Below are 15161 nucleotides of genomic sequence, written 5' to 3' on the forward strand. Positions count from 1 at the left end.
GTGAAAATACCAAAACAACTCTCGCTTTAGAGCAGCTAAGTGGCTTATTCCCTAGGTTCCAAGAGTTGTCGTAAACCCTGCCGGCCAACGTTAGGCATTTCAGATGCATTTAAGAAAATTCGCTCAAGCGTTTCCAATTGCAAATCACGCTCCTCTGTCAACTGTCTCACTTGGACTTCCAAGCGTTCAATTTTATGAATCAGAGCGGCCCGATCTTTATCGACCAAATTTGAACGCGTCGTGACGACGCCTCTTAGCTCCTTCTTTTTTAAATCATATTCTTTTTTTATGCTGATATAACTTGAAAGAGATTGTCTTGATATATAAAAGCCGCACTCGCGTTTGATGACTTCCACCAACCTCTGCCATGTCAATTTACTCTCCCACAAGGCAATGACGCGACAAATATCGTTTATTTGCTTGTTAGTTAAAGCTTCGTTTATATTTTTCTTCATAAATCAAACTCGTGGAATAAACGCTGTAGCCCTGTCTCGTGTGTTGTCTGCTCAACGACAGCTGAACTTATCGCTTCTTGTAATTTATGAGATGGATCACTTAGAGCAATTTCCTTCAACACACGGTTTTTATTCTTCAAATCAATGACAGCAAAACCTGGGGTTGAATCTAGTGGGCGGATTAATGAACCATCTGGAATTTCGTCATCTTGCATCAAGTCAATTAGAGCCTTGTAACGCTCTACCTTTGCAAAATGAATCTTAAACCATCGTTGAGATATCTGATTTATTGATAGATGTTCATTCAATAATGGATCTGACAGCCTAGCCTCTTGTATTTCCAAATCCTGCTGCATCCTTAGTAATGATTTCCTGTCCCCTTTGCAGTAAGCGCTTTTAGAACAACCTATGCAATTCTCCTCAAAATCATTAAAAAATGCACATGGGCTTTCTGTTAAATCTTGAAGACATAGACCAACGCCCGTATCGGTAGCTGCTCGGCCAACCAAAGTAGTGTATTCGGCAGCAGTAATAACTTTTACATCAAATGATAGCCCATTATACAAGTCAACTACTTGTGCATGACGCTCATCCTCTGTTTGGTGGTTATAAACTACATTTGACGTAACGTCTTTACGCCCAGAAAACTCCGCAATAATTTCATCTGATAGGCCTACTTCATGGCACATTGTATTCATAAAATGGCGAGGCTGGTGAGGAGTCATATTAAAACTCTCATCATAGCCTGACTTAGTGAAATACTCTTTAAGATGAGTTGCATACATGGATTTCATCTCATATGGTTCCACCATAAACGCACTATTGGTAAGAGTTTTCCCTGACGATGAGAAAACTTGGGCCCCTGTAAAAACACAGAGAGCTTGCGATAAACGTACAGAGTTTCCATTTTGATGAGAACGATATGGAAAGTTTGGCACGCTCCTCTTAACATATTGAATGAAAGAGTCCTGTAACTGCATAACCGTTTTCAAACCTTGAAGCTCAGGTGGAAGCATTTTATCTATTGCGGTATTGGAGCTCGGGTACTTACCTAGCTTTCTTTGCAAAAAAGACAATTTTTCTTCTAAGCTCAATATCCGGTCTGGATCTATATGATGAGGAAAACCATCTATAGCCTGAATCTTTTGCCTATTTTCTTGCGTAAACAGATCATAAAGCCCAAGTATATCACCCAGCTCCCACAACGTCGTTGCTCGCTCTAAGTTCACTGGTTTTCCCTTGATTCTATATTTTCCTATGATCCGTTTTAATGGTTCTTCTGGGTTTTCCATGAATCGACACAAAATTCTGGCTGGTTCACATGCCTTATCAAAAAAGTGCAATGTTCTTACTAAAGTTGGAGCCATTTGATTAAACATATGCTTTTGCCAATTAGAAAACCCTTTTGAGCCTTGCCAATCTAAGCTATATATTTTTTTTCTATCTCCATTTTGTCCTATAACCTCCTTAGATTTTAACTTTTGATTAGCTAAATATAGCTGTTCGGCAGCGGCTCGGTTTGGTGACGAAAAACTGATGGAAAGCATACCAGCAACGAACTTCCTTCTTATATCATCATAACAATCAATAGATTCTTCTTCAGCAGGCATTATCTCGTTAAAAATTCGACCAGCTGCCACTACGGATTTCTTGCTTGGTAATCGACTACGACTATGGTTCAATGACGCTTTTGTGTCTTGTTTGAAGTTTATGTAAGGAAGCCTTGTACTATGAGAACAGTGCTGCTGTGATATTACCCAATCAAAACACCCTTTGAGTATGATCTTAGTTTTATCTGATAGCTTTTCTATCTCTTTGTGTTCAAAGAAGTCTATGACTATTTTCGTATTTATGTCAGATATAAATAGGTTGTTAAGCTCTAAGAATGAAAGAACGGTTCGGAAACCAACCATCCAATTAGAGTTTGTTTTAGCCTGAAACTCTCTCATTCCAAACTGTAATGCTACAGCCTTTAAATAATCTGAGTAGTATTTAGATAAATAATCACTATTATTGCACTTCATACGCCTATAAATACGACGGTCACCAATTTTAAATGTATTGACAAATACAATCGCCAGATTTTCGAACACAAAATACCCATCATCCCATGAAAACGTTTTGTGATGTTCTTTCATGAAACTAAGAGGAATTGCTTTCTTTTCAGATATAAAATTACTAACTTTTTTTTCAAATCTATTGATCATGATGTCGCTCCAATTGAGAGTTTTGCGCATTCACAAGCTTGAATTGTTGCCTTGATCGCCAAAATTCTATGGGATATAGCTGTCAAAGCTCTAGGAGAAATACCGTTTGCAATCTGATAGTCATACCTTGCCTGGACAGACAAAAGTTGAGACTGATGGTCTGCATCAACAAGGGGACGAAAAGAAGGACAACCATAACAACCAGCAGGTGGTGACTTTTCACAGACTAAACAGAGATTTGCTTCCGAGCTTTTACCCAACCGACCATTTTCACTTTCAATTGAAACCTCATTTTGGCCTATCCATGAAGTGACCTTTCCACTAAATGCGTCAGCAAGAAAAGTATAATCAGATAAATGTGAGTCAATCTTTTCACGAATTTCATCCGCCATATCAATATAAACTGAAGCTGCTTTAGGGGTGTTACCTAACGTGACTGCAATCTCATTTCGAGATAACCCATCAACTACCATTTTTACGGCACGAGTATGCCTTAGGCGATTGTTTCCCAAAGAAAAAGAACCTTGTGGAGCACGATCACTACTTACATTAAGTAGTTTTAGAAACCGCCTAACTCTACCTTCTAAAGCTTCTGGTACGTACACAAAGCCCTTACCATCTATTGAAAAAGAGTGTATAAGAGTACAATCTTCCTTAATATACTCTTTAAAATCAAAGTTATATAATTCTGTTGTCGGAATTAAAGGCAAACATGAAAACACTTGACTGAATTCCTCTTTGGACAAGGAATAACCTTGTCGCTGAAAGAGCTTTCTTATTAGTTTTTGGTACTTTGATAGGTAATTGGATAACTCAAATAGAAATCGGCCACTTATCCTAATCGAACTGATTTCAAAACTGCGCCTAAAAAGGTCTTCATGCTGTTTTACTGACGGTACTCTAACTGCAATTTCTGGTTCACTGTCATTATGATTCACTTTCAAAGGCATGGTGATTCTTAGCTCATCACCATCAATAAAGTCGTTAGCTCTAAGTTCAAAATCACCAACCTTTAACAAAGCTACTTGAGATAAGCGTTTTTGATAGAGCTGTTGAAAACGAGCGGCAATGAATACTGAAAGTTCAGAGACGTGTGAGTTCGAATCAAAAATAGAACTAGAGTGTTCATTCATTTTGATAGCGAAATCTGTAAACTCGTAATCAGTAAGAGCTCCTTTGTCTGGGTCAAAAACCTTACGCGAATCATTACCAAAGGACTTCTCTTTTAAGATAGTTAGTAGTGGATCATACTTATTATCGAAAGCAGCTAGCCTTTCTATTATCTTCTTAACTCGCTTCTTATAACTTAGCGATAGGTTGAAGAAAGCCGACTCAACATCACTTACTCTTAGGCTGCTTGCATTCAATTTCTTGATAGCTACCATTTTCCCTCTCACCGTAGATATTTTTCCATAGGTGGCTTCTTGAGCTAAGCAATACCTGATAGCTAAGTTATCATCTACGTTCAAAAATAACTGATCTACCCAGCTCAGAGAGATATGACGACCGATCACTAGCTCCCAAGAGTTATCAAACATATTGAATGGAACGTTTTCGTAGGATGTAAACTCTGCTCCTCTTGCATATTCATTTTTTAAATCTTCTAGATTGATTGCAAGAGAATGATTAAGAGTCATGACTAGTTACCGACAATAGCTTTTCTTGCAATTGATGCTGATATTCTTGTGCTTTTTTAATGATTTGATATCTATTATATAGCGCCGGCATCTGACTGTTTTCTGACCACCCCATTTGATACTTACGCACTTTTTCAAGGTAATCAGGTGAAATACTCTCGTCCCCATCTTTGATACCATCTAATAATTCATTCCATTTGTGTCTAAGTTTATGAGGCGTAATTTGAAAACCAATGACCTCTGATAATCTTCTCAAAATATTATTCACAGACGAAATTGACAACGGCTTCCCACTTTCTCCTTGTGTCGCCATCTCTGAGATAAAAACGAACTCATGACGTTCTGCACCAATATATGCTTTCCGTTTGTTTGCAATGTAACTCTTCAATTCCAACATCGTTTCCTTAGCTACGTATGCTGTGTGCGCTCGAGTCTTCTGACTAGGTTTATCTTTCCTTGGATCAGCCAAATCATTAGGTGTTCTTCGTACATAAATTCTTGTACATGTACCTGTAAAATCACAATCTGATATTTTCAGTTTTAAAATTGCTCCCTTTCTCTCACCTACTTGAGCTAGGAGAAGAACTATCAGCGCATTACGCCACTGAGAGTGCTTAAAAGGATTACTAGGATGATTTGGTTGAATGATTTCTAATAGCCTGTAGAAAGCTTCATCTGGAATGAGGGATACTTCAGGATCACCATTCAATGTACGAAGCTCCGTATCACGCCGAATACCAAGTAACATGACCGACTTCATATCAGAAAAGCGTTTATCGATATAAGCAGGTACATTTCCAGTATTGTGGTGATCTAGGTATAAATATTCGAGAAAAGCAAGAGACCTTCTAATTCGATTATTTGTCGTTGGAGGCACTACAAGCGACGAAATCGTCTTAGTGGAATGAATTAAGTTATTAATCGCCTTGTTTGATAATCGGAAAGAAGCAACTTCTTTATGAACAGTTATGCTTTTAAAAGTAAACTTCGAGCTTTGAGTAAAGCGTCTAACTTCTTCTGACTGCAGCATCTCACCTGTTGAGAATCGTTGCTCAATATCAATACCCTCATGATCTAACCATTCAAAGAAAAATCTTAAATCATGTGCGACTGATATTTGAGTGTTGATAGCGTCATTTCCGTAACTTTGATACAGATGATTACAAAGGGAGTAATCTGGAAGGTAACTACTATTAACAAGGGATACTCGGGTTTTTCCCCCTATTTGGTATATGTGGAGTTTTACTCGCATAATCTGCCTTTACAAAAAAGTTTATACACATTAACTACTAGTACAGTTAGCCAGTAATAACCAGTTAGTGATATGAGTTATCATTAACCTACTAAGACCCTGATGTTTAATAGTTTAATATAAATAATGTATTTACAGATTAAAGATTACACTTAATTACCGCTGGACCAACTGATCACCACTTGCTTAGGTTTCGTCATTCGATTTTCCACCACAAAATATTAAAAACCGCCCGAAGGCGGTTTGTGTTCATTCACGATTAGAATTCGTAGCCAACGTTGAGATAGTACGCTCGCTCTGCGGCAGGGTAACCTTTTGCCATCTCATACTCTTCATCAAATAGATTATCGATACGAGCGCTAATAGAGGTCGACTCATTCGGATAGTAAGTCACAGCCGTATCAACCAACGAGTAAGAAGAAAGCGTGATATCTTGTGAAGGCCAAGTGCTGTAATCCACATCTGGACGCTTACCGACGTACTGATAGCTAACCGACCAGTCCACTTTATCGAAGCTCACTAAAGCGTTCCACTTATACATTTCTTTAGCGCGGCGCTGCAACTGATGCCCTTTATCGTCTTCAGCATCTTTGTAATCCGCACTCAACTGGTGCTGCACAACCCCTGTATCAAACTCAGCAACAAGCTCCACACCTTGGATATGTGTTTCACCATCGACATTCAAATATTTATATGTGGTTGGATGGTAATCGATAAGATTCGTGATTTTATAGTCATAACCCGTTACGGACCAAAAAACGCCTTGGACATCACCGCTGAATGCTAGCTCCCAAGCATCTGACTCTTCCGGCTTAAGATCTTTCTCACCGTACGTTGGGTCATACTGTTGATATAGGTTTGGAGCCTTAAACGCAGTACCAAAAGAAGCTTTAACCCCAAACTCTGGCACAAATTGGTAACCAGCCGCTAAACTGTAAGTGAACTCACTACCGTATTCTTCGTTATCATCAAGGCGAGCACTGCCCTCAAGCATTGCTTTATCAATACTAGTGGTTGCCATACCAAACAGAGCGCCATTGGTACGATCAAACGTTTTATTCGCACTCTTGTCTTTATAAGACTCATTACGCCAATCAATACCACCAGCCAACGTCGTATTGTTGTTTAGCAAGTAACTGTTGGTCCACTGGACATTTTGCTGCTCAAGTTCATCTTCAGTACCTGAGTGTTTGCCTTTTGCTTGCTCATAGTTCCAAGACTTCTGTTTCTGTGCCGTTACTTGTAGTTCTGACATCACGTTACCAGACTGATACTTACCGCCCAGAGTGGCAGAAAGGTCGTCTTTTTCTGCTTCGTAATAACCGCGACTGCCGTAGCTGCTGTCATATTGATAAACATTTTCGTAAGCACGTAGGTTACCAAATACAGACCACTGGTCATTGAAGTTATGCACGTAACCTAGCAGACCATTCTTTGTATCAAAGCCATGGCGATCGCCGTCATTAACTCCCGGTACAGGACGAACGTTATAGCCATCATCACTTTCACTACCAAGCGCGATATTCAGTTGGCCGCTCTCTGTGACTTTAATGCCAGATGCCACACTCAATTCTTGGTAATCTAAGCTACCTAAACCAGCGCTTAACTTCGTTCCTTCTTCGTCAGCACGCGCAATGGTGATGATATTGATCACGCCACCAATCGCTTCTGAACCATAAAGTGACGCACGCGCACCACGCACGTACTCAATCCGTTGAACGTAAGTAAGTGGGATTTGGTTAAAGTCCACAGCGCCCTTCGCTGCACGCGCAAAACGTACGCCATCAACCAGTACTAGAACTTGGTCGGAACTGGTACCACGAACAAATAAAGACGCTAACTGACCACGACCACCATTTTGTGAAACTTGAATCCCCGTAAGACGGCGCAACACATCTGGTAGGGTTTTCGCTTGAATGCGATCAATGTCTTGTCGAGTAACCACTTCGACATCTGCCAACGTACGGCTTTCGGCTTGCTCAAAACGGTTTGCAGTAACAACGATGGTTTCGTCAGTGGAGGTTTCTTGGGCCTGTAGATAAGAGACAGGTGAAAGCAGCGATGCCAAAGTGATCGCCAGTGCGGATTTTCTCATTGTATTGTCCTAAATCGCGTAATTCCTTCCGAGCCCTGTCATCATGACAGTCCAGTGCTGTGGCTCAGTTGTTGGCAGGTATTCGGACTCAAGAGCACGGGTGTACCGCCTACTTGCTCGACTTCCCACATAAACTAATGCAGTGTCTGATGAGCGTTCGTTCTCTTTTACCGCTGCGCGTCAGTTCTGGATTCACACCAGATTCCCATTTCAGCCATCTAGATTGCTAGATAACACCAACTTGAGGCAAATATTATTCAGCTATTGATTATTTGTCCAGCCAATATTGCCCTTATAAGTTGTAACGTTTTGATTGATTTTGCTTTCTACTCTGTCTGTACGCACTATCTTTAAATCAATTCCAGTACAAAACTGGACATCCTATTGAGATTGAATAAAATCTGCGCTCTTAAATTGAATGCACCATAAAAGGTAAGATCATGGCTACTCTTGATGTAAATCCACAACGCTACCAAGAACAACTGGCTGAAAAAGTCGAACGTCTCACGGATATGTTCGCGCCATACAACATGCCAGAACTGGAAGTGTTTGAATCACCAGAGCAGCACTACCGCATGCGTGCTGAGTTCCGTGTTTGGCATGAAGGCGAAGATCTTTACTACATCATGTTCAACCAAGAAACTCGTGAGAAATACCGAGTTGACCAATTCCCTGCAGCAAGCCGTCTGATCAACGACTTGATGCCGCTATTGGTTGAAGCGATGAAAGACAACGACTCGCTACGTCGTAAACTGTTCCAGGTGGATTTCCTATCGACGCTAAGTGGTGAGATTCTGGTTTCACTCCTTTACCATCGCCAACTTGATGAAGAGTGGATTGAAAACGCGAAAGCCCTTAAACAGCGCTTAAATGATGAAGGCTTCAACCTAAACATCATTGGTCGTGCTCGTAAGATGAAGATTGTCCTAGACCGCGACTACGTGATCGAGAAGCTCGATGTAAATGGTCAGAGCTACATCTACCAACAAGTTGAGAACAGCTTCACTCAGCCGAACGGCAAAGTCGCAGAGAAGATGCTGGAATGGGCGGTCGACTGCACCCAAGAAAGCACTGGCGACCTACTAGAACTTTACTGTGGTAACGGTAACTTCTCGCTGGCCTTGGCACAGAATTTCGACCGCGTCCTAGCAACTGAGCTAGCGAAGCCATCTGTGGTATCTGCACAGTACAACATCGCCGCCAATAAGATTGATAACGTACAAATCTTACGTCTATCAGCAGAGGAATTTACTCAAGCGATCGAAGGTAAGCGTGAATTCCGTCGTCTACAAGATGCAGGTGTGGATCTGAAGAGCTACAACTGCAACACGATTTTTGTCGACCCACCACGTGCTGGGATGGATGTCGATACTTGTAAAATGGTGCAAGGTTACGAGCGCATCATGTACATCTCTTGTAACCCTGAGACTCTAAAAGAGAACTTGGACATTCTATGCGAAACACACAACGTGACGCGTTTTGCTCTGTTTGACCAATTCCCTTATACCCACCATATGGAAGCGGGCGTGCTATTGGAGCGCAAAGCGTAACCCACCGCGTCAAATACAAAAAAAAGCGAGCTCAATGGCTCGCTTTTTTTAATTTGATTCGTTTTGCTTATTCCGCAGAAGTCTTCTTGCTGACAAAACCTAACTTCTTACCAATCCATGCGAGTAAGATCATTGAAACCATGATCGCAAAGAAGTTTGAGCCTGCTTCTGGGTATTGCGCTTTAATAAACGCAGAGTGGCCAAACGCACCTACGAAGAAACACGCCAAGCCAACTAATGGGATATCTTCTGATACCGGATTATTTAGGTACTCTTGGTAAAGAGCTTGTACAGCCAGTACGAGTGCAATCAATGGGAAGATTGAAAACGATACTTCACTCATGGTCAACCATGACAACAAAGCATCACCACACATACCTGCAACCAGTGCCAAAATCAGCGTTTTCTTTTCAGATTTATTTCCATTCGACATTATTCTATCCCGCCTTTTAATCGGTTACGTTCACGTTCTTTGCGATACCAATAGGCCCCTTTGGCTATCATTCGCAATTGCATGATCAATCGCTCGGCGAGTTCATCGCGCTCACGTCGATCTAAATCTAAAGCTTCAGCCCCCGAACTGAAAACCAAAGTCACAGACGCTTCTGCTTGAGTATACGCCTCTTCTCTGGTCACGCCGGTGCTCATTAAATACTCGGTTAATTCTGCCGCAAAATGCTGGATTTCTCGAGCAACAGCGGTACGAAATTCAGCAGAAGTGCCGGAGCGCTCACGCAACAACAAACGAAAGACGTTCGGACTACTTTCAATGAATTCCATAAAGGTTTCGACCGAGGTACGAATTACGCTACCTTCTTTCACAATACGTTGACGCGCCTGACGCATCAGTTGACGTAGTAGCAAACCGCCTTCATCGACCATAGTTAAGCCTAGCTCATCCATATCTTTGAAGTGGCGGTAAAAAGAAGTCGGTGCAATCCCTGCCTCTCGGGCGACTTCTCGCAAGCTAAGGCTGGAAAAGCTGCGATCCGCACTTAATTGACTAAATGCCGCATCGATCAATGATCGACGTGTCTTCTCTTTTTGCTGTGCGCGGATTCCCATCGATTTCATTCTTAACTTGCTCTTTTTCTGTAGGGTACAAGAGCCTCAATATAACGCAATTTGCTCCTACGGAGAAAGATATGTTACTTCACTCGCTCTGAGCGCCGAGAACGTTACTATTGGCATGCATCTAATTGCAATGTTCTCGATGCAATTTATAGACATACAACATACCAAATCATCCTTTTGGTCGATTCTGCGTGATCACTTCCACTCTCTAACAGGCATTACGTGTACCAATAGAGTAAATGAGTTAAAATCGCGCTAAAGCAATGTTAAGCAAATATAACAAGGAAGGCATCATGGCGCATGTTAATCACTATGACGTGATCGTAATCGGTAGTGGCCCTGGCGGAGAAGGGGCTGCAATGGGATTAACCAAAGCGGGACTGAATGTTGCCATTGTCGAGAAAGAAAGCAGTGTCGGCGGCGGTTGTACTCACTGGGGTACCATTCCATCAAAAGCTCTGCGTCATGCCGTTAGCCGCATCATCGAATTTAATAGCAACCCGCTATTTTGTCGAAACAACACCAGCGTTCATGCAACATTTTCTGACATTTTAGGTCATGCTAAATCGGTCATTGATAAGCAAACTCGACTTCGTCAGGGCTTTTATGACCGTAACTCATGCACACTTTTGTTCGGGACCGCACGATTTATCGATAACTACTCTATTGCAGTGATGCAAAGCGATGGTACAGAAGAAATCTATTCTGCGGATAAGTTTGTCATCGCGACGGGTTCTCGTCCGTATCAGCCTAACGACGTAGATTTCTTGCATGAGCGCATCTACGACAGTGATTCCATTTTGAGCCTGAAGCACGATCCTCGCCATATCATCATTTACGGTGCGGGCGTTATCGGTTGTGAATACGCTTCTATCTTCCGCGGACTTGGAGTGAAGACAGACCTTATCAATACCCGCGACCGCTTGTTGGAGTTTTTGGATAACGAAGTGTCAGATGCACTGTCTTACCACTTCTGGAACAGCGGTGTGGTAATTCGTAATGATGAAACCTATGAAAAAATCGAAGGCACAGAAGATGGCGTGATTATTCACCTACAATCTGGCAAGAAGATGAAGGCGGACTGCTTGTTGTATGCAAATGGTCGAACAGGTAACACCGATAAGTTGAATTTAGGTGCAGTGGGTCTGGAAGCGGACTCTCGCGGACAACTAAAAGTAAACCGTAACTACCAAACCGATATTGAACACATTTATGCTGTAGGCGATGTCATCGGTTACCCTAGCCTTGCAAGCGCCGCTTATGACCAAGGGCGATTTGTCGCACAAGCCATTACGAAAGGTCAGGCAGAAAACTATCTGATTGATGATATTCCAACGGGTATCTACACCATCCCTGAGATTAGCTCTGTGGGTAAAACCGAGCAAGAGCTAACAGCTGCGAAAGTACCGTATGAAGTAGGACGCTCTTCGTTCAAGCATCTAGCTCGTGCACAGATCGCAGGGAAAGACATCGGCAGCTTGAAGATATTGTTCCATCGTGAAACCAAAGAAATTTTAGGGATTCACTGCTTTGGCGAACGTGCCGCGGAAATTATCCACATCGGTCAAGCTATTATGGAGCAAAAAGGCTCAGCGAATACCATCGAGTATTTCGTCAATACCACCTTCAACTATCCAACAATGGCCGAAGCGTATCGTGTCGCTGCATTGAATGGTTTGAACCGCTTGTTCTAATCTATGCTTCTTGATAGCAGACAGAAAAACAGCAGGCTTGGACCTGCTGTTTTTATATCAACATTGTGCGAGGAAGGTATCCTTGTGCCATTGGTAGAGAAAGATAACCCCTAAACCAATACCCCGCATCAACATAAAGCTCGTCATTGCAAACCACAGCGCGTGATTTTCCCACTCGGCGAATAAGTAAAAGACAACGAAGAAACTGCTGGTCGCGACAAACATACTATTGCGCATGTCTTTGCCTTTGGTTGCACCGACAAAAATGCCATCCAATAGAAAGCACCACATCGACGCAAGTGGCATCACCACCAGCCAAGGTAGATACACAGCTGCTTGCTGTTGTACCGCCTCAATTGAAGTGATCATGGCGATCAACTGCGATCCCGCCAAACCAAAGAGCGCGGTCAGTCCTAAGCAAATAACCAAACTCCAAAAGAAAGTGCCGACAAGCGATGCACTCAATTGTTGCCTATCTTTGGCACCAATCGCCTTCCCGACCATGGCCTCCATTGCATAAGCAAAGCCGTCCATGCCATACGAGATAATCATCAGGAAGCTCATCAGAACCGCATTTGCAGCGACAACCTCATCACCAAAGCTCGCGCCTTGGAACGTCATAAAGCTAAAAGCCGCTTGCAGACACAAAGAGCGTAAGAAAATATCGCGATTCAATTTCACGAATCGCCCTAAACCGTGTTGAGTGCTGGCTAGCAACTTTTGAGGTGATGGTAATTGCCTCTCTCGCCAGGTTTTCCAGACACACATGAGACCAAAACCCATGCCTGAGTAGTCAGCAATCACCGATGCCAGCGCAGCGCCTTCTACTTTCCACTCCAAACCAATCACAAACAACAAATCGAGGGCAATATTAGTCACGTTAGTGATGATCACCATCCACATTGGTGCTTTGGAATTTTGCGTTCCGAGCAGCCACCCCAACAACACAAAGTTCATTAGCGCAGCGGGGGCACTCCACACTCGGATAGAGAAATATTGCATGCCGTAGTGCTTCACTTCAGCACTGGCGTCACTCCAACCAAAGATCAAATCAGCAATCGGGTTATGGGCAATAAGAAAGACTAACGCAAACAGTAGCGCCATGAGTGAGCCTTGCATAAACACCAAGGCAAGTTGCTTTCGGTCTTCACCGCCATAGGACTGCGCCGCCAACCCAGTAGTCGACATACGCAAAAAACCAAGCAGCCAAAACGTCACGCTAATCATGGTGCTGCCCAACGCAACACCGCCCAAATACCAAGCGTGGTCTAGATGACCAATCACCGCAGCATCGACCAAACCGAGCAATGGAACAGTAATATTCGACAGCACCATAGGTATCGCTAAAGCTAAGACTTGGCGATGAACTTTTGGGTTAGATAAAGGAGAGAAGATTGAATTTGTCACAGGCACCTCATCAGTAAGATCGACGAGTGTACCTGAGCGCTTAACGACTAGCCAATTACCACTTGATGTGAACGAGGACTGGCGTGAGGCGATGCTTCAACATTGGAATCTTATTAAGCCAACGCTGCCAAGCTTTCCAACGAGAACAGAATCGATCGAATGGCGAAAAAGCTTTCACCCACTGTGCCCATGGTAACCATTGCAATATCTGTTCTGCGGGCGCTTCAAAGCCATGTGCATAGCGATCAGAGCCAAGCTTTTGTCCCCACTTGGTTTCCGTTAAATCTCCTGCCAGCACCATACACAGTTCAGCAGAGACAAAATGTCGACCCAAGGTTTGAATAAATTTCGCGACTTGACGCTCTGTGCAATCGAGCAGTGCCATTTCACATAAAATGAGTACTGGTGCTTGCTCTGGAATGGCTAACGTCTCTAGCCACGACATTTCATCCACACTGCCACAGCGATGTTCATAACGTTCATTTTTGTGGAACAAGCGCTGACGCCATACCAAATTTTCCGTCACATCCAGCTCTATCCAATGGCAGCGTCCATTATCCAAACGATAAAAGCGGGTATCCAGCCCAGCTCCGACATTGATAATCCAAGCATCGGGATACTGCTGTAAGAAGTGACTAACCTGCTGGTCACAAAGCTGGGTCAGCGTCACGTGCAGCAATTGCTTCTGCGCAATATCACCACTCAAACAATCCGGCGCCATCTTACAGCTCAAACACGCTTTAGCAGCAATCGGATCGTACACCAAGCCATTGTCGACCATGCTTTCACGGCTACGCAATAACAGTGGCTTTAATAAATGGTTAGGAACTTGATGTTTAGACTGAGACATGGGCATTTCCTGCGCCAGAGAGAAAACATAGACATTGAAATAGATGATAATGAATATCAATTACATTATCAAGCTTATAAATTGCTCAAAACAAACAAGGTCAAGATGATAAGCAAGCTTTTGGAGGAAGTAGAAAAAGAGAAAAGAAGAGAAAAGACAAAACAGCCCAGATGAACTGGGCTGCTTAAATACACTTACATCCAATCGGTATTACGAATAATACCAACGGCTAAGCCTTCAATCGTAAGATGCTGAGACGTTAAGTCCACTTGGATTGGGGCAAACTCTTCATTCTCAGCATGCAGTAATATGGTTGAGCCTTTGCGCTCTAAACGCTTTACTGTCACATCATCATCAACGCGCGCAACGACAACTTGACCGTCTCTCACGTCTTGGGTTTTATGCACAGCGAGCAAATCGCCATCCATAATCCCGATGTCTTTCATACTTTCGCCATTTACACGAAGTAAGAAATCCGCTTGCGGCTTGAACATCGCAGGGTCGACTTGGTAGTGCGCTTCTACGTGTTCCTGAGCCAATATGGGCTCACCCGCAGCAACTTGACCAATCAAAGGCAAGCCCTGTTCGTCATTAGCGGCAGAGTCATCAAGTAGGATACGAATCCCACGCGATGCACCTGGAATAATTTCAATTGCTTGCTTACGAGCAAGCGCTTTTAGGTGTTCCTCTGCGGCATTCGCAGAGCGGAAGCCAAGCTCACGCGCAATCTCTGCACGAGTTGGTGGCATTCCGGTGTCATCGATTTTACTTTTGATCAAATCGAAGACTTGTTGTTGGCGTGGCGTTAACGGCTTCATGTCTCACCTGTCTTTTTATACAGTTAACTGTGAGTATATCCAGTAAATGCTCAAATGAAAACCCAATTGGTTGTTTTTTAATTTATTTGTGGAGTGCACTTCGTTTGCTGACTAAGTTCATT

At 42.9% G+C, this 15161-nt stretch carries 12 protein-coding genes and 1 riboswitch; of the genes, 2 read left to right on the forward strand and 10 right to left on the reverse strand.

What is annotated here, in order from left to right; genetic code table 11:
- Positions 1-44: 44 nt before the first annotated feature.
- From FKN08_RS21865 to btuB, 5 genes are all read right to left on the reverse strand, one after another.
- A complete protein-coding gene (locus tag FKN08_RS21865; protein WP_078558210.1) occupies positions 45-455 on the reverse strand; it encodes a hypothetical protein in 411 nt (136 codons plus the stop codon).
- Positions 452-2662 (reverse strand): hypothetical protein, encoded by a 2211-nt coding sequence (locus tag FKN08_RS21870; RefSeq protein WP_078558209.1) that lies wholly within the window; start codon positions 2660-2662, stop codon positions 452-454. Before FKN08_RS21870 ends, FKN08_RS21865 begins: the two co-directional genes overlap by 4 nt.
- The gene (locus FKN08_RS21875; protein WP_078558208.1) at positions 2659-4299 is read right to left on the reverse strand and encodes a hypothetical protein; all 1641 of its coding nucleotides are present in this window, start codon (positions 4297-4299) and stop codon (positions 2659-2661) included. Before FKN08_RS21875 ends, FKN08_RS21870 begins: the two co-directional genes overlap by 4 nt.
- Complete coding sequence (locus tag FKN08_RS21880) at positions 4289-5551, reverse strand: site-specific integrase (RefSeq protein ID WP_078558207.1); 1263 nt, start codon at positions 5549-5551, stop codon at positions 4289-4291. The genes FKN08_RS21875 and FKN08_RS21880 overlap by 11 nt, the downstream gene beginning before the upstream one ends.
- 259 nt (positions 5552-5810) lie before the next feature.
- Positions 5811-7646, reverse strand: coding sequence for a TonB-dependent vitamin B12 receptor (btuB, locus tag FKN08_RS21885; protein WP_170892859.1), 1836 nt, complete (start codon positions 7644-7646; stop codon positions 5811-5813).
- 55 nt (positions 7647-7701) lie between these two features.
- Positions 7702-7902, reverse strand: a riboswitch (cobalamin riboswitch).
- A gap of 184 nt (positions 7903-8086) precedes the next feature.
- Here btuB and trmA point away from each other — a divergent pair.
- Positions 8087-9196, forward strand: a complete 1110-nt coding sequence (gene trmA, locus FKN08_RS21890) for a tRNA (uridine(54)-C5)-methyltransferase TrmA (protein ID WP_033907263.1) — start codon at positions 8087-8089, stop codon at positions 9194-9196.
- Between the two features lie 67 nt (positions 9197-9263).
- On the opposite strand, the gene FKN08_RS21895 is transcribed toward trmA, so the two are convergent.
- Together FKN08_RS21895 and fabR are read right to left on the reverse strand one after the other, a co-directional pair.
- Positions 9264-9629: a YijD family membrane protein gene (locus FKN08_RS21895; protein WP_005378634.1), complete on the reverse strand. Its 366-nt coding sequence runs from the start codon at positions 9627-9629 to the stop codon at positions 9264-9266.
- Complete coding sequence (gene fabR / locus FKN08_RS21900; RefSeq protein ID WP_005378632.1) at positions 9629-10270, reverse strand: HTH-type transcriptional repressor FabR; 642 nt, start codon at positions 10268-10270, stop codon at positions 9629-9631. Before fabR ends, FKN08_RS21895 begins: the two co-directional genes overlap by 1 nt.
- Before the next feature lie 263 nt (positions 10271-10533).
- Here fabR and sthA point away from each other — a divergent pair, with 263 nt between their 5' ends.
- Entirely contained in the window at positions 10534-11964 is a 1431-nt protein-coding gene (sthA, locus tag FKN08_RS21905; protein ID WP_005389689.1) for a Si-specific NAD(P)(+) transhydrogenase, read from the forward strand.
- A gap of 57 nt (positions 11965-12021) precedes the next feature.
- Here the strand turns inward: sthA and dinF are convergent, their stop codons facing one another.
- From dinF to lexA, 3 genes are all read right to left on the reverse strand, one after another.
- Complete coding sequence (gene dinF / locus FKN08_RS21910; protein ID WP_170892860.1) at positions 12022-13371, reverse strand: MATE family efflux transporter DinF; 1350 nt, start codon at positions 13369-13371, stop codon at positions 12022-12024.
- Positions 13372-13426: 55 nt separating this feature from the next.
- Entirely contained in the window at positions 13427-14221 is a 795-nt protein-coding gene (locus tag FKN08_RS21915; protein ID WP_005393777.1) for a class I SAM-dependent methyltransferase, read from the reverse strand.
- Positions 14222-14415: 194 nt separating this feature from the next.
- Positions 14416-15039, reverse strand: a complete 624-nt coding sequence (gene lexA / locus FKN08_RS21920) for a transcriptional repressor LexA (protein WP_005393778.1) — start codon at positions 15037-15039, stop codon at positions 14416-14418.
- Positions 15040-15161 lie beyond the last annotated feature (122 nt).

Source organism: Vibrio sp. 1-2 (7-a), assembly GCF_013048515.1.
GTDB classification, from domain to species: domain Bacteria; phylum Pseudomonadota; class Gammaproteobacteria; order Enterobacterales; family Vibrionaceae; genus Vibrio; species Vibrio diabolicus.